14 protein-coding genes and 1 pseudogene are annotated in these 17,744 nt (G+C 72.9%); 6 read left to right on the forward strand and 9 right to left on the reverse strand.

Annotation, left to right across the window (positions count from 1 at the left end):
• Nucleotides 1–185: 185 nt before the first annotated feature.
• Nucleotides 186–1,739: pseudogene (locus tag PP1_RS10770) on the reverse strand (solute symporter family protein); the annotation flags it as partial.
• Between the two features lie 53 nt (nucleotides 1,740–1,792).
• Nucleotides 1,793–2,095: a DUF485 domain-containing protein gene (locus tag PP1_RS10775; protein WP_010231623.1), complete on the reverse strand. Its 303-nt coding sequence runs from the start codon at nucleotides 2,093–2,095 to the stop codon at nucleotides 1,793–1,795.
• Nucleotides 2,096–2,361: 266 nt separating this feature from the next.
• Here PP1_RS10775 and PP1_RS10780 point away from each other — a divergent pair, with 266 nt between their 5' ends.
• Nucleotides 2,362–2,784, forward strand: a complete 423-nt coding sequence (locus tag PP1_RS10780) for an organic hydroperoxide resistance protein (protein ID WP_010231624.1) — start codon at nucleotides 2,362–2,364, stop codon at nucleotides 2,782–2,784.
• A 1-nt stretch (nucleotide 2,785) separates the two neighbouring features.
• Here PP1_RS10780 and PP1_RS10785 read toward each other — a convergent pair whose 3' ends face one another.
• From PP1_RS10785 to ctaD, 3 genes are read right to left on the reverse strand one after another with little or no spacing between them, the layout of a single operon-like run.
• Entirely contained in the window at nucleotides 2,786–3,535 is a 750-nt protein-coding gene (locus tag PP1_RS10785; protein ID WP_010231625.1) for a peptidyl-tRNA hydrolase, read from the reverse strand.
• A complete protein-coding gene (serB, locus tag PP1_RS10790; protein WP_010231629.1) occupies nucleotides 3,532–4,755 on the reverse strand; it encodes a phosphoserine phosphatase SerB in 1,224 nt (407 codons plus the stop codon). The genes PP1_RS10785 and serB overlap by 4 nt, the downstream gene beginning before the upstream one ends.
• Before the next feature lie 37 nt (nucleotides 4,756–4,792).
• Nucleotides 4,793–6,547, reverse strand: a complete 1,755-nt coding sequence (gene ctaD / locus PP1_RS10795) for an aa3-type cytochrome oxidase subunit I (protein WP_010231630.1) — start codon at nucleotides 6,545–6,547, stop codon at nucleotides 4,793–4,795.
• A gap of 241 nt (nucleotides 6,548–6,788) precedes the next feature.
• Here ctaD and PP1_RS10800 point away from each other — a divergent pair, with 241 nt between their 5' ends.
• Entirely contained in the window at nucleotides 6,789–7,919 is a 1,131-nt protein-coding gene (locus tag PP1_RS10800) for an acyltransferase family protein (RefSeq protein ID WP_033199723.1), read from the forward strand.
• Here PP1_RS10800 and PP1_RS10805 read toward each other — a convergent pair.
• Genes PP1_RS10805 through PP1_RS10815 form a run of 3 tightly spaced genes read right to left on the reverse strand, consistent with a single transcriptional unit; the run spans nucleotide 7,916 to nucleotide 11,595 of the window.
• Nucleotides 7,916–8,722, reverse strand: a complete 807-nt coding sequence (locus tag PP1_RS10805; RefSeq protein WP_010231632.1) for a PIG-L family deacetylase — start codon at nucleotides 8,720–8,722, stop codon at nucleotides 7,916–7,918. The two genes, PP1_RS10800 and PP1_RS10805, sit on opposite strands and share 4 nt — an antisense overlap.
• 26 nt (nucleotides 8,723–8,748) lie before the next feature.
• On the reverse strand, nucleotides 8,749–9,594 hold the full coding sequence (locus tag PP1_RS10810; RefSeq protein WP_010231633.1) for a helix-turn-helix domain-containing protein: 846 nt from the start codon (nucleotides 9,592–9,594) through the stop codon (nucleotides 8,749–8,751).
• Between the two features lie 60 nt (nucleotides 9,595–9,654).
• Nucleotides 9,655–11,595, reverse strand: coding sequence for an AAA family ATPase (locus PP1_RS10815; RefSeq protein WP_249265942.1), 1,941 nt, complete (start codon nucleotides 11,593–11,595; stop codon nucleotides 9,655–9,657).
• Between the two features lie 152 nt (nucleotides 11,596–11,747).
• Here PP1_RS10815 and PP1_RS10820 point away from each other — a divergent pair, with 152 nt between their 5' ends.
• From PP1_RS10820 to boxB, 4 genes are all read left to right on the forward strand, one after another.
• On the forward strand, nucleotides 11,748–13,409 hold the full coding sequence (locus tag PP1_RS10820) for a benzoate-CoA ligase family protein (protein WP_083697039.1): 1,662 nt from the start codon (nucleotides 11,748–11,750) through the stop codon (nucleotides 13,407–13,409).
• 99 nt (nucleotides 13,410–13,508) lie between these two features.
• A complete protein-coding gene (locus PP1_RS10825; RefSeq protein ID WP_010225249.1) occupies nucleotides 13,509–13,952 on the forward strand; it encodes a GNAT family N-acetyltransferase in 444 nt (147 codons plus the stop codon).
• Nucleotides 13,953–14,036: 84 nt separating this feature from the next.
• The gene (gene boxC / locus PP1_RS10830) at nucleotides 14,037–15,746 is read left to right on the forward strand and encodes a 2,3-epoxybenzoyl-CoA dihydrolase (RefSeq protein WP_010225251.1); all 1,710 of its coding nucleotides are present in this window, start codon (nucleotides 14,037–14,039) and stop codon (nucleotides 15,744–15,746) included.
• Nucleotides 15,747–15,750: 4 nt separating this feature from the next.
• A complete protein-coding gene (gene boxB, locus PP1_RS10835; protein WP_010225253.1) occupies nucleotides 15,751–17,163 on the forward strand; it encodes a benzoyl-CoA 2,3-epoxidase subunit BoxB in 1,413 nt (470 codons plus the stop codon).
• Here the strand turns inward: boxB and PP1_RS10840 are convergent.
• Nucleotides 17,120–17,710 (reverse strand): hypothetical protein, encoded by a 591-nt coding sequence (locus PP1_RS10840; protein ID WP_010225255.1) that lies wholly within the window; start codon nucleotides 17,708–17,710, stop codon nucleotides 17,120–17,122. The genes boxB and PP1_RS10840 overlap by 44 nt on opposite strands.
• Nucleotides 17,711–17,744: the final 34 nt, after the last annotated feature.

Consider the following 17,744-nt stretch of genomic DNA (forward strand, 5'->3'; position numbering starts at 1 on the left):
CGGTCCCGGCCCAGCCGGAGCGCGGGGTCCGGGCCGGGGACCCCCGGCCGCCCGGGGCCGCGGGCCGGGGCGGCCGGGCCCCTCGCCCCCGCCGGTTCCGGGTGGCCGCGCTGCGCCACCGGGTCCCGGCCGGGTGCACCGGGGCGGTGCCGTCCGAGCGGGGGCGGGGAGGCGGCGTCGCCGGTCACCGCGCGCTGCACCCCGGCCCCGGTCAGCGCCCGGACCGACATCTGCGCGAAGCCCGCGGCGTCGGGCCGCTCGGCTCCCAGCACCGAGCCGAGGTAGCCCAGCAGGAAGCCCGCCGGTACGGAGACCAGGCCCGGGTTGCTCAGCGGGAACCACGCGAAGTCGAGATCGGGCAGCATCGATCCCGGCGTGCCCGACACCGCGGGCGAGAAGACGATCAGGGTCAGGGTGACCGTGAGTCCCCCGTAGATGCTCCACACCGCGCCGGTGGTGGTGAACCGCTTCCAGAACAGCGAGTACAGCAGGGTCGGCAGGTTCGCCGACGCGGCCATGGCGAACGTCAGGGCCGCCAGGAACGCGATGTTCTGGCCGTTGGCGAGGATCCCGCCCGCGATGCCGACCAGGCCGATGACCAGCGTGACCCGGCGCGCGACCCGGACCTCCTCCTCGGCGGTGGCCTTGCCGTTGCGGATCAGCTGCGCGTAGACGTCGTGCGCGAACGCCGCGGCCGCGGTGATCATGAGTCCGGCGACGACGGCGAGGATCGTCGCGAACGCCACCGCCGAGACCAGCGCGAGCAGCACCGGCCCGCCGATCTGCAGCGCCAGCAGTGGCGCGGCCGAGTTGACGCCGCCGGGCGCGGCCAGGATCGCCTGCGGGCCCACCAGCGCGGTGGCGCCGTAGCCGAGGACGAGCACCAGCAGGAAGAACGTGCCGATGATCCAGATCGCCGACACCACGGACCGCCGGGCCTGACGGGCGTCGGGAACCGTGTAGAAGCGCATCATGATGTGCGGGAGCCCGGCCACCCCGAGCACTCCCCCGAGCGCCAGTGACAGCAGGTCTAGGTTCGCGGTGAGGCTGCCGCCGTAGAGCAGCCCGGGCTGCAGGACCGCCTCGCCGCCGGGGTGGTTCTCGACCGCCGACGTGAGCAGGGCGGGCAGGCTCAGGCCGGAGGCTCCGAGCACGAACGCCGCCATCACCAGGCCGGTGACGAGCAGCAGGCAGGCCTTCACGATCTGGATCCAGGTCGCGCCGGCCATGCCGCCGACCAGGACGTAGCCGATCACGACCGCACCGACGCCGGCGATCACCGCGGACTGGGCGGCGCGGTCGGTGACGTTGAGCAGCAGCGCGATCAGACCGCCCGCGCCGGCGAGCTGCCCGAGCAGGTAGAGCGTCGAGATCACCACCGCCGAGGTGGCTGCCGCGGCCCGGACCGGCCGCTTCCGCAACCGGTACCCCAGGACGTCGGCCATCGTGTAGCGGCCGGTGTTGCGCAGCAGCTCGGCGACGAAGAACAGCGCCACCAGCCAGGCCACGAAGGCCACCACCGCGTAGATGTACCCGTCCGGGCCGGCGACGGCGACCGCGCCGACGATGCCCAGGAACGTCGCGGCCGAGAGGAAGTCGCCGGACAGGGCGAGCCCGTTCTCCGTCCCGGAGAACCGGCTCCCCGCGGTGTAGTAGTCCGAGGTCGCCACCCCCGACCGTCGCCGGACCCGCATCACGAGGACGAAGGCGAACAGGATGAACGCGGTGAACACGGCCATGTTCAGCACCGGGTCCCCCGGTGCGGGCACCGCCGCGGCGAGGATCGGGTCGCTCACGTGCGGACCCCCTCGAGCCGGCCGCGGATCTCGTCGGCGAGCGGGTCGAGCCGGCGGTTCGCGTACCGGACGTAGGCGGCGGTGAGCGCGAAGGTCGAGACGAACTGGGCGACGGCCAGCACCAGCACCAGCGTGAGGTCCCCGACGACCTTGGTGCCCATCAGCCCGGGGGCCCAGGCGTTGAGCCCGATGAAGACGAAGAACCAGAGCAGGAACCCGGCCGTCGCGGGGAGGACGAATCGCAGCAGGCGGCCGCGGAGCTCCTCGAACTGCGGGCTCTCGGCCGCCGCGACCCACACGTCCCGGCCGGCTCCCCCGAGACCCGGCGGGGTGGGGGGATACACCGGGGGCGGTGACAATTCACGGGGGTAGTTCATACTCTCCGTAACGAGAGACCTCTTTGCGGGTTATGTGGGTCACACAAGCACTACGGTGTCGCCCCGATATTCGCCGCTCTCGACACGGTCCGTGTCACTACGCAACGCCGCCGACGACGCCGTGCTGCGCGCCCCGGGTCCCCGCGTTAGGTTGTGCGCAATCGAAACCACGACACGAGGAGCAGAGCATGGCGGACGCGGTGTACACGACCGAGGCGATCTCGTCGGGCGGTGGCCGGGACGGCCGGATCCGCACCGATGACGGCTTCATCGACCAGGACCTGAAGATGCCCCCCGGCCTCGGCGGCCCCGGTGGCGCGACCAACCCCGAGCAGCTGTTCGCCGCCGCGTACGCGAGTTGCTTCCACGGTGCGCTGCGCCTCGTCGCGGGGAAGAAGAAGGTGGCGGTCCCGGACGGCGCCACCGTCACCGCGCAGGTGAGCCTCGCCCCGGACGACACCAGCTTCGCCGTCTCGGCGCAGATCACCGCGAACCTGCCGGGCCTCGACCAGGCCGACGCCGACGCGCTCGTCGAGGCCGCGCACCAGGTGTGCCCGTACTCGAAGGCCACCCGCGGCAACGTCGACGTCCAGCTGGCGACGACGGTCTGAGTCAGCCCGGGTGCTCGACCCCGAGGCACGTGACCGTGCCCGGGGCGACCTCGGTGAACCCGGCGTCCCGGACCGCGACGAGTCCGGGCCCGCCCCGCTCCAGCGCCGTGCGGTACCGCTCCCAGTCGGCGGGGCGGGGGGTCCGCACGGCGCACCGGGGCACGCCCGGCTCGTCGGCGACCGGCCAGCCGCCGACGGCTCCGAGGATCATCGTGGCGTGCCCCACCTGGGCCGCCGCCTTGCCGACGGACATCTCCACGTGCGGGTTCAGCAGCACCAGGGGCGTGTCCGCGGGCGGCGCACCGGGGTCGTCCGGCTCCAGCTCGGTCCCCCCGATCTGGAGCCGGGAGACGGTCTTCGGGACGTCGTCGACCGGGCCGGGGAGCAACGCCCGGGCCTCCGCTCCGCCGACCTCGACGGTCACGCCGGGCAGGTCCTGCACCGCCCGCCAGTGCGCCCCACGCGCCCGGCGGGCGATCTTGCGGATGCGGCCGTCGATCCAGGTCTCGACGGCGTCGTGCCACTCGCCACCCGGCTGGGCCCGCGGGTCCAGGCACACCGCCACCGCGGCGGTCGCGGCCGCCTCCAGGAGCGGGGTACGGCCCGGGAGCGGGTCGCGTTCGATGCGCAGGACCACCGGCATGGCGCGGACGACGCCGTCCGGCTCGGGCGGGATCTCCCGGCGGCGTGCTCCGGTGCCGTAGCGCTCGGCGAGCAGGCCGAGGACGGGGTCACCGACCACGTCGCTCACGCGATCGGGACCCGCCGCAGCACGCCCTCCTCGGCGTCCGCGGCCTCCACCTCGTCGCGGGTGATCCCCAGGACGAACAGCACGACGTCGAGGTAGGGCACCGTCACCGAGGTGTCCGCGACGTCGCGCAGCGCCTGCTTGGCGTTGAACGCGACGCCGAGCCCGGCGGTGGAGAGCATGTCGATGTCGTTGGCGCCGTCGCCGACCGCGACCGACTGCCCGATCGGGATCTCGTGGGCCTCGGCGAACCGGCGCAGCGCGACCGCCTTGCCGGGCCGGTCGACGACCTCGCCGGTGACCCGGCCGGTCAGCCTGCCGTCGACGATCTCCAGCTCGTTCGCGGCGACGAAGTCGAGCTTGAGCTCGTCGGCCAGGCCGGCGATCACCTGGGTGAACCCGCCGGACACGACGCCGCAGCGGTAGCCGAGGCGCTTCAGCGTGCGGATCGTCGTCCGCGCGCCCGGGGTGAGCTCGATCTCGGCCGCGACCTCGTCGACGACCGAGGCGGGCAGCCCCTTCAGGGCCGAGACCCGCGCCGCGAGCGACTCGGCGAAGTCCAGGTTCCCGGCCATCGCCTCCTCGGTGACCCGGCGGACCTCGGCCTCGACGTCCGCCCCGGCCCGCGCGGCCAGCATCTCGATGACCTCGCCCTGGATCAGGGTGGAGTCGACGTCGAAGACGATCAGCCGCTTGCTGCGGCGGGCGAGGCCGGCCCGCGCGACGGCGACGTCCACACCGGCCGACCGGGCGACCTCGACCAGGCGCTTGCGCAGCGTGCCGGGCGGGTAGGAGTCGGCGTCGCCGTCCGGGACCGGGGAGACCAGCAGCTCCAGCCCGGTGACGGGGTAGTCGGCGACCCGGCGGATGGCGTCGATGTTCGCACCCACCGCGGCGAGCTCCGCCGCGATCGCGCCGAACGCGCGGGCGGTGATCGGCCGCCCGAGCACCGTGACGACGTGGGTCGGCTGCGGACGGGGATCGGTGCGCCCGTCGCGCTGGATCTCGATGTGGACCGACATGTCGATCGAGTCCATGGCCTCGCCCACGGACTCCTGCAGGTCCTCGGGATCACCCTGCGGGACGACGAGCGCCCCGAGGGTCAGCCGCCCGTTGACGACCACCTGTTCCAGGTCGAGGAGCTCGACACCGGCGGCGGTGAGGGCGGCGAAGAGGACGGAGCTGACACCCGGACGGTCCGGCCCGGTCACCGTGACGAGCACGGTGGACGGGGCCGGACCGGGAGCGGCTACCGCCACCTCAGTTGGACTTGGGGTCGTCGTCCGGCCAGGACTCCTTGCCGACCTCCTTGGCCAGCACCTCCGTCGGGTGTGCGCGGCCACCGACGTGCGCCTCGGCGCGCGCCTTCTCGACCAGGTGCGGGTAGTGCAGGTCGAACGCCGGCCGCTCGGACCGGATCCGGGGCAGCTCGGTGAAGTTGTGCCGCGGCGGCGGGCAGGAGGTCGCCCACTCCAGCGAGTTGCCGAAGCCCCACGGGTCGTCCGACTGCACGACGCGACCGAACCGGTAGCTCTTGAACACGTTGTAGAAGAACGGCAGCGTCGACGCCCCGAGCACGAACGCACCGATCGAGGAGATCATGTTCAGCGTCGTGAAGCCGTCCATCGGCAGGTAGTCGGCGTACCGGCGCGGGTAGCCCTCGTTGCCCAGCCAGTGCTGCACCAGGAACGTCAGGTGGAACCCGACGAAGGTCAGCCAGAAGTGGATCTTGCCGAGGGTCTCGTCGAGGAACCGCCCGGTCATCTTCGGGAACCAGAAGTAGATCCCGCCGAACGTCGCGAACACGATCGTGCCGTAGAGCACGTAGTGGAAGTGCGCGACGACGAAGTACGTGTCCGACACGTGGAAGTCCACCGGCGGCATCGCGAGCAGGATGCCGGTCAGGCCACCGAAGAGGAACGTGACGAGGAAGCCGACCGAGAACAGCATCGGCGTCTCGTAGGTGATCTTGCCCTTCCACAGGGTCCCGATCCAGTTGACGAACTTGACGCCCGTCGGGATCGCGATCAGGAACGTGGTGAAGGAGAAGAACGCCAGCATGACCGCGCCGGTGGCGTACATGTGGTGCGCCCACACCGCGACCGACAGCGCCGCGATCGCGATCGTCGCGAAGACGAGGCCCTTGTAGCCGAACAGCGGCTTGCGCGAGAAGACCGGGAAGATCTCCGACACGATGCCGAAGAACGGCAGCGCGACGATGTAGACCTCGGGATGGCCGAAGAACCAGAACAGGTGCTGCCAGAGCACCACACCGCCGTGCTCCGGGTTGAACACGTTCGCACCGAGGTGCCGGTCCGCGGCCAGGCCCAGCAGGGCCGCGGTCAGGATCGGGAACGCGATCAGGATCAGCAGCGCGGTGATGAAGATGTTCCAGGTGAAGATCGGCAGCCGGAACATCGTCATGCCCGGCGCGCGCATGCAGACGATCGTGGTGATGAAGTTGACGCCACCCAGGATCGTGCCCAGGCCGGAGACGACCAGGCCCATGATCCACAGGTCGCCACCGACGCCCGGCGAGCGGATCGCGTCGGACAGCGGGGTGTAGGCGAACCAGCCGAAGTCCGCGGCGCCGCCCGGGGTCAGGAACCCGGAGACGACGATGATCCCGCCGAACAGGTAGAGCCAGTACGAGAACGAGTTCAACCGGGGGAACGCCACGTCGGGCGCGCCGATCTGCAGCGGCACGATGTAGTTGGCGAAGCCGAACAGGATCGGCGTCGCGAACAGCAGCAGCATGATCGTGCCGTGCATCGTGAACAGTTGGTTGTACTGCTCGGTGGACAGGAACTGCAGCTCCGGTCGCGCGAGCTCGGCGCGGATCAGCAGCGCCATCACGCCGCCGACCGCGAAGAACGCGAACGACGTGCAGAGGTACAGGATCGCGATGTCCTTCGGATCCGTCGTCCTCAGCATCCTGAGGAACGTGGATCCCTTGCCCTCCCGGCGCGCCGGATACGGGCGCGTCGAGATCGGCTTGGGCTCGACCGCTGTCACCTGGGCCTCCATGCACTTGCCTGACCTGAGCACGTCCTCGCGGACGGGAGGACCTTACTTCCCGACCGGCGAGTGCCGCCCGTCCGGTCGGTGAAGATCCACCCGGGGTCCCCCGACCGTTCGCGCGGCGCGCGCCGATTGTGCTCTACGAAGGGTAGAACCGACACCCCCCGGGCGCGCAGTCAGGGCCTCCTTCGGGGGTGTGGCAGGGCGCGGAGGGTGCCGCGCTTACCGTGTCGGGGTGGTCGTGCCGACTCCTCCAGAGCCCGGCCGGCCGGGGTCCCGGCGGCGGGAACCCGGCTGGGACGTGCTGCGCAGCGGGTTCGTCCTGCTGGTGGTGCTCTACCACGCCACGCACCTCGGGCCGGTGCTCCATCCGGAGCTCATCCCCCGCCGGCTCTCCTTCGACCACCAGGTCGGCGCGAGCCTGCTGCTGGTCGTCTCCGCCTACTTCGCGTGCGCCACCCTCGGCAGGCACTCCCCGGGCCGCTACTGGTGGGGCCGGGTGGCGCGGCTGCTGCCGGCCTTCCTCGTCGCCGTCCCGGTGGCCTGGGTGGCGCTGCGCTTCCTCTCCCCCGAGGACTGGGCGTCGCCCGACGCGCGCGAGGTCGTCGTCAACTGGCTGATGCTGGGGAACTGGGACACGGTCCGGTACCCGTGGCTCGACCCGGCCTTCTGGACGCTGCCCCTGCAGCTGATGGCCTTCACCGCCGCGGCGGTGCTCAGCACGACCCGGTGGGGCTTCGGCCCGCGGCTGCGGGTGCTGCTGTGGACGATGGTGCTCGTCCCGCTGCTGCTCTGGCCGCTGCGGGCCCGGCCGGACGACCCGGCCGACCCGCCCGAGTGGTACCGGATGATCGTCGACGGCTTCGGGTTCCACCGGCTGCACCTGTTCGTCGCCGGGATCGCCGTCTGGCTGTGGTCGACCCGACGGATGGGCAACGGGCACGCGCTCGCACTGCTGGCGTTCTGCGGGCTCGCGCAGTTCGTGCACGGCCTCATGCCCGGCCCGGACGGGGTGCTGCGGATCGATCTCGACCACATCGACGCGGTCGCCGCGGCACTCGTGTGCGTCGGCATCGCGCTGGTCGCGCTCGTCGCCCGGCTCCCCCGCCCCGGCGGCTGGATCCCGGCGCCGCTCGCGACCGCGTTCCGCAGGCTCGCCGGCATCTCCTACGGCGTCTACCTGATGCACCAGACCGTCGGCTACGTGGTGATGCGCCGGCTCCAGGACGTCGGCGTGGGGCCGCTGCTGCAGTCCGCGGCGATGCTGGTCGTCGCGGTACTGCTCGGCTGGCTGCTGACCCGGCTCGTCGAACGCCCCGCGCACGGGGTGCTCATGCGCAGCTGGGACCGGGTGGCCGCCCGCTAGCGCAGCGGCTCGAACACGTCGGTCCAGACGTCCGGCGCGGAGGCCGGGTTGGGCTGCACGTCGACGATGTAGAACTCGGTGCCCAGACCCATCGCGAACACCGGCTCGGGCATGGTCAGCATGAAGTGGTCCGGGCCCATCTGGCTGGCGTGCGCCCGCATCGAGGCGCGCTTGGTCTCGGCGTACTCGACGGCCTCCACCCGGTGTGTGATCTCCGACTCGGGCTTGCCGAACGAGCCGTCGTCGGGGAGCTCGGGCATCTGCCAGTCGCCGCCGCGCTCCTTCTGGAGGCCCCGCATCCCGCGCATCAGCCAGTCCCGGTTGGTGGTGTTCTGCGCGACCACCGGGACACCGGCGAGCTCGCCGGCGCGGGCGCCGACCCGGTGCACCTGGATGTGGTCGGGGTGGCCGTAGCCGCCGTTGTCGTCGTAGGTGGTGAGGACGTCCGCCTCCTCCTCCTCGCAGATCAGCGCGAGGCGCCGGGCGGCGTGCTCCACCGACGCCTGCCAGAAGCAGTACGGCGCGTCGTTCGTCGGGTCGCCCATCATCCCGGAGTCGACGTAGCCGAGGAACTCGACGCGCGCGACGCCGAGCACGCGGGCGGACTCGTGGCACTCCGCGGAGCGGCGCACCGGGAGCTGCTCGCCGTCGGCGAGGACGCCGGGCACCGGCTCGCCGAGCTCGCCGCGGGTGGCGAACACGAGCACGACGCGGTGTCCGAGCGCGGCGGCCTTGGCGAGCGTGCCGGCGGTGCCGATCGACTCGTCGTCGGGATGGGCGTGAAAGCTGACGAGGGTCCCCACGGCGGGCGAGCCTACGCAGCGGATCCTCAGCGGCCGGGGAGGGACTCCATGACGTCCCCGAGCAGCGTGATCACGGCCTCCCCCGTGACCGCGCGCTCCCGCACGGCGTCGAGCGTTCCGCGGAACCGGGTGACGACGTCCGGGTCGGTCAGGTGCCGGGTGCCGTCGGCGTCCTCCAGCAGGACCCGGTCGTCGAGCAGCTGGAAGCCCCGCAGGGTCGCGGTGGCGGCCGTGAACGGCTCGACGAGCAGCTCGACCGCGGGGAGGTCCGCGATCACCTGGAGGTAGCCGAGCTGCCGGCGCTGCACCTCGGCCGGGCCGTGGACGCTGCGCAACGCCCCCTCGCCCATCGCCAGGACGACCCGGCGCCCGGGCTCGTGCAGGATCGCCTGCCGCGCCGACCGCGCGGCGACGATCCCCTCGACGTCGACGTGCCCGGCCAGGCCGGGCCGGGCCGCCTGCGTCAGCCACGCCCTGGTGTAGGCGGGGGTCTGGGCGAGCCCCGGCACGAGGTGCGGCTGGTACTCCGCGACCAGGGTGGACGCCCGCTCGAGGTCGCGCAGGTCGTCCTGGAGCGACTCGAGGCCACCCGGCCGGCGGCCTGCGGCGGCGTTCGACACGGTGCTGACGTGCGCGCGGTCGAGGAGGTCGTGCAGGGCGGCGCGGGCCTCGTCGTCGGCACCGGCCGCCCGGGCCCAGCGGTCGAGGTCGCTACGGGTCGGGAGCTGTCGCCCGTGCTCGATCCGGGAGACCTTCGACTGCTGCCAGCCCAGGTGCCGCGCCAGTTCCGACCCCGACCTGAACGGGCCGGCACGCAGCTCACGAAGACGGTCACCGAGTGCGGTAGCGGGACGATCGGGGTCCGGACTCACCCGCCGGACTCTGCCGGAAGCGCTCCGCGAGCGGGCCCGATCGCCGGAACCGGTGCCCGCTCAGCCCAGGATCCGAGTCAGCGCCGGTCCGACCTGCGCCAGCCGTGACACGGTGTCGTACACACCCCCGCCGCGGGCTGCGAGCGCCCCGGCCGCCCGCAGCGCCGCCGGGTCGGGGTCGCCGGGCTGCGGCAGCAGCACGTGCAGCCGGTCGATCCCGGCGAGCGCGGTGAGCGGGTCGTCGCCGCTGGTGTGCAGGCAGTCCGACAGCAGCACGACGGTGCGCTCCTCGGCGACCGCCCCGGCGAGCTGCACCGAGGCGGCCCGCAGCGCGGCCGCGACGTCGGTGACCCCGTGGCCCCGGACGGCGACCAGCTCGCCGACGAGGTCGTCGGCCGGACGGGGCACGCCCTGCGTGGCGAGCGTCCGCACCTCCGAGCCGAAGACGAGCACGCCGGGGTCCTGCGGCCCGCCCGCGGTCCCGCCACTCGTGCAGGCCAGCACCACGCCCGCGGCGGCGACGGCGGCGAGCGACACCGCGTCGCCCTGCATCGACCCGGAGACGTCGACGGCCAGCACCACGGCCCTGCGGTGCGCCGTCCAGTCCCGGGTGACGACGTCGGCCGGTCCCGGCCGGCGCGCGTGCGGGCCCGGCTGCCAGCCGTCGAGCGTCCGGTCGAGGTCGAGGTCGCCCTGCCCGCCGGGCCGGGGCCCGAGCCGCCGGGTGCCGCGCGACCGGGCGGGCCCGACCCGGCCCAGCCGCAGGAACACCCGCCCGGCGAGGCGCCGGGCCCGGGCCCGCAGCTGCGCGTCGGTGGCGACCGCGAGATCGGCGAGCAACGCCGCGGCGGCCTCCGGGTCGGCGGCGAGCGCGTCGTCGAACGCGGCGTCGTCGAGCTCGCCGAGCTCCGGCGAGACCGCGGCGAAGCCCTCGTGCCGGGACGCGAGCTCGTCGCGGCCCAGCGTGCGGGGCCCGCGCGCGGGCCGGCCCCGGCGCGAGGTGTCCGGCGCCCCGTCAGCGGGGGCCGGACTCCCGGCTTTTCCCGGACCCTCACCGCCGTCCGCGGGAGGGTTCTCCTCGTCGCCGGGTGCGGGCGGCTCGGGTGGGGACTCGGCGTCGGGCGGCCAGACGTCGTCGAGGATCTCGTCGAGCACCGCCTCCGGGGTCCGGTCGACGCCGTCGGCGACGCGGATCCGGCCGGAGAGCGCCGCGTGCATGGCGTCGCGCGCGGTGTCCCGGCCGGTGGGGTCCTCGCCGCGCATCGCGGCCAGCCCGTCGACGACGTGCGCGAGGTCGATCGCGCCCCGCACCGAGGAGCCGGTGCGGACGTCGCGGTGCTCGCGGGTGCGCCGGGTCAGCGCCACGGCCAGCGCGACGGCCGCCGGGTCGCGCCCGGTCACGGCGCCGGTGATCCGCCGCTCGGCGGCCTCCGGCTGGTAGCCGAGGACGACCCGGCACATCCGGTCGGCGATGGCCTGGCTGACCCGGGCGGTGCCGACGGCGTCGAACGGGTTCATCGCCGCGATCAGCCGGAAGCCGGGCCCGGCGGGGACCGTGCCCAGCCGGGGCACGGTGATCTCGCCCTCGGTGAGGACCGTGATCAGGACGTTCAGCGTCTCCTCGGGGATCCGGTTCATCTCCTCGAGGTAGAGGAGCCCGGAGTCGCCGTCGCCGCGCAGCGCGGTGAGCAGCGGCCCGTCGACGAACGCGGCGGGGACATAGCCGTCGGTCAGGACCTGGGCCGGGTCGAAGGCGCCGACGAGCCGGGCCGGGGTCAGCTCGGCGTTGCCCTCCACGAACACCGTCCGGCGGCCGGACTCGCGCGCGATCGCGTGCAGCAGCGTCGACTTGCCGGTGCCCGGCGGGCCCTCCAGCACGACGTGGCGGCCGGTCGCCAGGGCGACCGTGAGCACCTCGCGCTGCCGGTCGAGCCCGACGAGCGGTACCGGTGACGCACCCGCGGCCTGCGTGACCTGCGGGGACGAGGGGACTGGGGACAACGCTGTCACCGCGGCGACCTCCTGGTGTCGACTGCCGATCAGCTCACCACACGGGCGCCGGGAACGCACCGGCGTCGATCTACGAACCGTTGACGGCACGTCCGATGTGTGTAGCATCACAGACTCCCGAACCGGCACAGGAGCCACCCACCATGGCCGATGTCGTCAACGCCGACGAGCCCGCCCGTTCCACCCCGATCCCGGCCCCCCGCGGCAGCGCGGACGCCTTCAACGCCGCCGCCCACCTCACGTCCGCGCGGGTCGCCGCGGGCGACGGCGGCCGGACCGCCGTGCGGTTCCCCGGCGGTGCGCTCACCTACGCCCAGCTGACCGACCGCGTCCGCGCGGTGGCCGGGGCGCTGCGCGCCGTGGGCGTGCGTCCCGAGCAGCGCGTCCTGATGGTGATGCCCGACGACGTCGAGCTCTTCACCGCGATCCTCGGCACCATGTGGGCCGGTGCCGTCGCGGTCCCGAGCTCGACCATGCTCACCGGTCGCGAGCTCGCCGTCCTCGTGCGGGACTCCCGCGCGACGACGGTGATCGGCGGCGAGGCGTTCGCCGCGCAGCTCGCCGAGGCCACGGCCGGGGCGCCGGACCTGGAGCGCGTCGTCACCACCGGCCCGGCGGCGCCGGCGACGCCGCCCGGGGTCGCCTCCCTGACCTGGGACGAGCTGCTCGCCGCCGGCGAGCCGATGCCGGAGCCCGCCCCGACCTGGGCGGAGTCGCAGGCGCTGTGGCTCTACACCTCGGGCACCACCGGGCGGCCCAAGGGCGCGATGCACCGGCACAGCGACATCCGGTTCGTCGGCGAGACCTACGGGGCCCAGGTGCTCGGCATCCGGCGCGACGACGTCTGCCTGTCGGTGGCGAAGCTGTTCTTCGCCTACGGCATCGGCAACTCGATGTTCTTCCCGCTGTCGGTGGGCGCCTGCGCGGTGCTGGAGCCCTCGCGGCCGGCCCCGGAGCTGTACTCGCGACTCGCCGAGGAGCACCGGGCGACGCTGTTCTTCGCCGTCCCCAGCTTCTGGGGCCCGATGATCGCCGCCGACCTGCCCCCGGAACGGTTCGCCACCGTGCGCCGGGGCGCCTCGGCCGGGGAGGCGCTCCCGGCCCGGATGTTCCACGGCGTCCGCGACCGCTACGGCTTCGAGGTGCTGGACGGCATCGGGTCCACCGAGGCCCTGCACATCTTCATCTCCAACCGGCCCGGCGAGGTCGTGCCCGGCAGCTCCGGGTTCCCGGTGCCCGGCTACGAGGTGGAGCTCCGCCGCCCGGACGGCAGCGTGATCACCGAGCCGGGCGAGCAGGGGATGCTCTTCGTCGCCGGCGACTCGGTCTGCACCGGCTACTGGTGCCGCACCGAGGTGAACCGGCTGGTGTTCCAGGGCCGCTGGATGCGCACGGGCGACCAGTACGTGCGCAACGCCGACGGGTCCTGGACCTGCCTGGGCCGCGCCGACGACGTCCTCAAGGTCGGTGGCATCTGGGTCTCCCCCGGCGAGGTGGAGACCCGGCTGCTGGAGCACCCCGGGCTGGCCGAGGCGGTCGTCGTCGGGGTGCCGGACGCCGACGGGCTCGACAAGCCGGTCGCGTTCGTGGTGCCGCGCGACGCCGCGGCCGCCCCGAGCTCCGACGAGCTCGTCGCGTTCTGCCGGGACGGGCTGGCGTCGTTCAAGCGTCCCCGGGTCGTCGTCGCGGTGACGGAGCTGCCCAAGACCCCCACCGGGAAGATCCAGCGGTACCGGCTGCGCGAGCAGGCGTCCGAGCTCCCCGGGGTGAGCGGGCAGCAGACCGAAGCGCAGACGGTCGTCTGAGGTCCGAGGTGTCGCAATCAGCGACGACCCCTGGCCCGATCCCGGTCGGGCGGGTTCACTCGCAGACGGCACCCGTCACCCGAGGAGCAGGAGGCCGGAGTGGACACCTGGGCATGGGTCGCGGAGACCCCGGCGAGCTGGGACGACCGCAAGCGGCAGGTGCTGGGGGGCCTGGATCCCGCACTGTTCGGGCTGGGCCGCCCGGAGTCCGGCGACCCGCTGGGCGACGAGTGGTGGCGGGTCGAGGACGGTGCGGGCCGGACCCTCGGCTACGGCCGCCTCGACGGGTCCTGGGGCGACGCGGAGATCCTCGTCCTGGTCCGCCCGGACGCCCGGGGCGGTGGGGTCGGCGCGTTCGTCCTCGCCCACCTGGAGGCCGAGGCGGGACGTCGCAGGCTCCACTACATCTACAACGTCGTGCCGCACGGTCACCCCGATCCCGAGCAGGTCACCGAGTGGCTGGCCGGGCACGGGTTCGTCCGCAACGACGTCGGCGAGCTGCGCAAGCAGGTCCCCGCGGGGGTCGTGCAGAACTCGGGCTGAGGCGACACTCCACAAACTTCCGTCGTCGCGTCGTCCTGTTGTAGCCTTTGAACCACCGCGACGACGCGAGGAGGCGCCCGTCCCATGAGCGATGCCGGCCCCACCACCGATGCCGGGTCCCCCGCCGTCGACTTCGACCGGGACCCGTCGACGTACCGGCACTGGCAGCTGGAGATCGACCCGGAGAACCCGGCCGTCGCCCGGGTGAAGCTCGACGTCGACGAGGACGGCGGTCTCGTCCCCGGCTACGAGCTGAAGATGAACTCGTACGACCTCGGCGTCGACATCGAGCTCTACGACATCACCCAGCGGCTCCGCTTCACCCACCCCGGTGTGAAGGCCGTGGTGCTGACCAGCGGACGCGACCGCAACTTCTGCGCCGGGGCGAACATCCGGATGCTCGCCGGGTCGCCGCACCCGTGGAAGGTGAACTTCTGCAAGTTCACCAACGAGACCCGCAACGGCATCGAGGACGCCACCGAGCACTCCGGCCAGCGCTGGATCGCCGCCCTCAACGGCACCGCCGCCGGTGGCGGCTACGAGATGGCACTGGCCTGCGAGGACATCCTGCTGATCGACGACAACTCGTCGACGGTCGCGCTGCCCGAGGTCCCGCTGCTCGGCGTGCTGCCCGGCACCGGCGGCCTGACCCGGGTCACCGACAAGCGGAAGGTCCGCAAGGACCGCGCCGACGTCTTCGCCACCAGGTCCGAGGGCTTCGGCGGGAAGCAGGCCGTCGAGTGGAAGCTCGTCGACGAGGTGATCCCGAAGCGGAAGTGGGACGAGACGGTCCGGGAGCGGGCCGACGCGGCCGCCGCGGCGTCGTCCCGGCTGCCCGGCGGCGCGGGGATCGAGCTGCCGCCGCTGCAGCGCACCGAGAACGACGAGGGGATCTTCTACCCGCACGTCCGAGCGGAGTTCGACCGCGACCGCGGGCTGGTCGAGATCACCGTCGACGGGCCGGACGGCGGCGTGCCGTCGTCGCTGGAGCGGGTCTACGAGCTGGGCGCGGACTTCTGGCCGCTGGCCGTGACCCGCCAGCTCGACGACCTGGTCCTCCGGCTGCGCAGCAACGAGCTGGAGCTGGGCACCTGGATCGTCCGGACCCGCGGCGACGTCGAGGACGCGCTGGCCTTCGAGAAGGTCATCGAGGAGCACTCGTCGTCGGACTGGCTGGTCAACGAGATCCGGCACTACTTCAAGCGCACCCTCAAGCGGCTCGACGTGACCTCGCGCTCGCTGATCGCGCTGATCGAGCCCGGCTCCTGCTTCGCCGGGGCGCTGCTGGAGCTGGCCCTGGCCTGCGACCGGCAGTACATGCTGGACGGCACGCTCGACGAGGACGACTCGGAGCAGCAGGACGAGGCCCAGATCATGCTCACGGCGTCGAACTTCGGGACGTTCCCGATGGGCAACGGCGTGACCCGGCTGGGCTCGCGGTTCCACGGCGACGACGACCACGTCGCCAAGCTCCGGCAGGAGGTGGGCCGGCGGATCGAGGCACGCGAGGCGCTGGAGCTCGGCCTGGTCACCGACGCCCCGGACGACATCGACTGGGACGACGAGGTCCGGATCATGCTCGAGGAGCGGGCCTCGCTGTCCCCCGACGCCCTGACGGGGATGGAGGCCAACCACCGCTTCGTCGGGCCGGAGACGATGGAGAGCCGCATCTTCGGACGGCTCACCGCCTGGCAGAACTGGATCTTCGTGCGCCCGAACGCCTCCGGACCGGAGGGCGCACTGCGCAAGTACGGGACGGGCCGCAGGGCCGACTTCGACCGCAAGCGGGTGTGAAGCAATGTCGATCGACTACACCGAGAAGATCCCGAACAACGTCGACCTCGCCGGCGACCGGAAGCTGCAGCGGGCGCTGGAGTCGTGGCAGCCGAACTTCATCAACTGGTGGAAGACGATGGGCCCGGCCGTGCCGACCCAGGACGTCTACCTGCGCACCGCCGTCGACGTCGGCAAGGAGGGCTGGGCGCAGTTCGGCCACGTCGCGATGGAGGAGTACCGCTGGGGCGTGTTCCTCGCCGAGCGCGGGGACGACCGGCGGATCGCGTTCGGCGAGAACCGCGGCGAGCCGGTGTGGCAGCAGGTGCCCGGCGAGTACCGCGCCGACCTGCAGCGGCTGATCGTCATCCAGGGCGACACCGAGCCGGCGTCGGTGGAGCAGCAGCGCCGCCTCGGGGAGACCGCGCCCAGCCTCTACGACCTGCGGAACCTGTTCCAGGTCAACGTCGAGGAGGGCCGGCACCTCTGGGCGATGGTGTACCTGCTGCACGCCTACTTCGGCCGCAACGGCCGCGAGGAGGCGGAGGCGCTGCTGCACCGCAACTCCGGCGACCTGGACAGCCCGCGGATCCTCGGCGCGTTCAACGAGGAGACGCCGGACTGGCTCAGCTTCTACATGTTCACCTACTTCACCGACCGGGACGGCAAGTACCAGCTCGGCACGCTGAAGGAGTCGGCGTTCGACCCGCTGTCGCGGACCTGCGAGTTCATGCTCAAGGAGGAGGCCCACCACATGTTCGTGGGCACCACCGGCATCGACCGCGTGATCCAGCGGACCTGCGAGCTGATGCGCGAGCACGACACCGCCGACATCGCCCCGCACGGCGGCGTCCCGCTGGACGTGATCCAGAAGTACATCAATTTCCACTACTCGGTGTCGCTGGACCTGTTCGGGTCCGAGCAGTCGACGAACGCGGCCAACTACTTCACCGCCGGACTCAAGGGCCGCTGGCAGGAGGAGCGCCGCCACGACGACCACCTCCTCACCGATGACGGCTACGACATGGAGCAGGTGCACGACGGCGCGGTGGTCACCGACCAGGTCCCGGCCCTGCTCGCGCTGAACCTGGACCTGCGCAACGAGTACGTGAAGGACTGCCGGTCCGGGCTGAAGCGCTGGAACCGGATCCTCGAGAAGAACGGCTTCGACGGGCGCGTGTACCTGCCGCACGTCGGCTTCAACCGCGAGGTCGGGCTGTTCTCCGGGCACCACGTGACGCCGAAGGGCGATCTCGTCAGCTCGGACGCGTGGGAGGCCCGCAAGGACGGCTGGCTGCCGACGGACGCCGACCGCACGCACGTCCAGAACCTGATGCGGCCCGTCTACGAGCCCGGGAAGATCGCCGGCTGGATCGCGCCGCCGTCGAACGGGATCAACGGGAAGCCGTTCGAGTACGAGTACGTGCACTTCGCCTGAGGTGCAGCAGGGCGACCCCGGCGGCGACGACGAGTGTCGTCGCCGCCCCGGGGACGCTCCCCCGCGCCAGCAGCACCGTCACCACCTCGCCGGCGGCGGCCGCCCCGGCCGTCGCCGTGCAGACCGTGAGGGACGCCGGCCGCCCGGCCGACGCCAGCAGCGCGTGCGCGAGGATCACCCCGCCCACCAGGGAGGTCACCGCGCCGAACGGGACCCCGGCCACGATCCCGGCGAGGACGACGGCGAACGCCGCGGTGGCGGGTGGTTCCCAGCGGTGCGCCGGGGTGTCGTCCGCGGTGCCGCCGTACCGGATCCGCGCCTGGCCCAGGCGGTCCGCCGAGTAGCGCCAGCGCGCCCACGGCGAGTCCGGCTTCGCGACCCGGGCGACGCCGACGATGCCGATCACCGAGACGACCGACAGCGGTGCGAGCAGGGCGATGCGGCGCTTGCCCTTGAGCCAGTGGACGGTGCCGACGGTCGTGACCAGGGTCAGCAGGGCCCCGGCCGGGACGAGGACGTCGTCGATCGGGTCGAGTCCGCCCGTCACGTCGCGCGCCGTCGTCGCATCGGTCCAGGATGCG

Source organism: Pseudonocardia sp. P1 (genome assembly GCF_000178675.2).
Lineage (GTDB): Bacteria > Actinomycetota > Actinomycetes > Mycobacteriales > Pseudonocardiaceae > Pseudonocardia.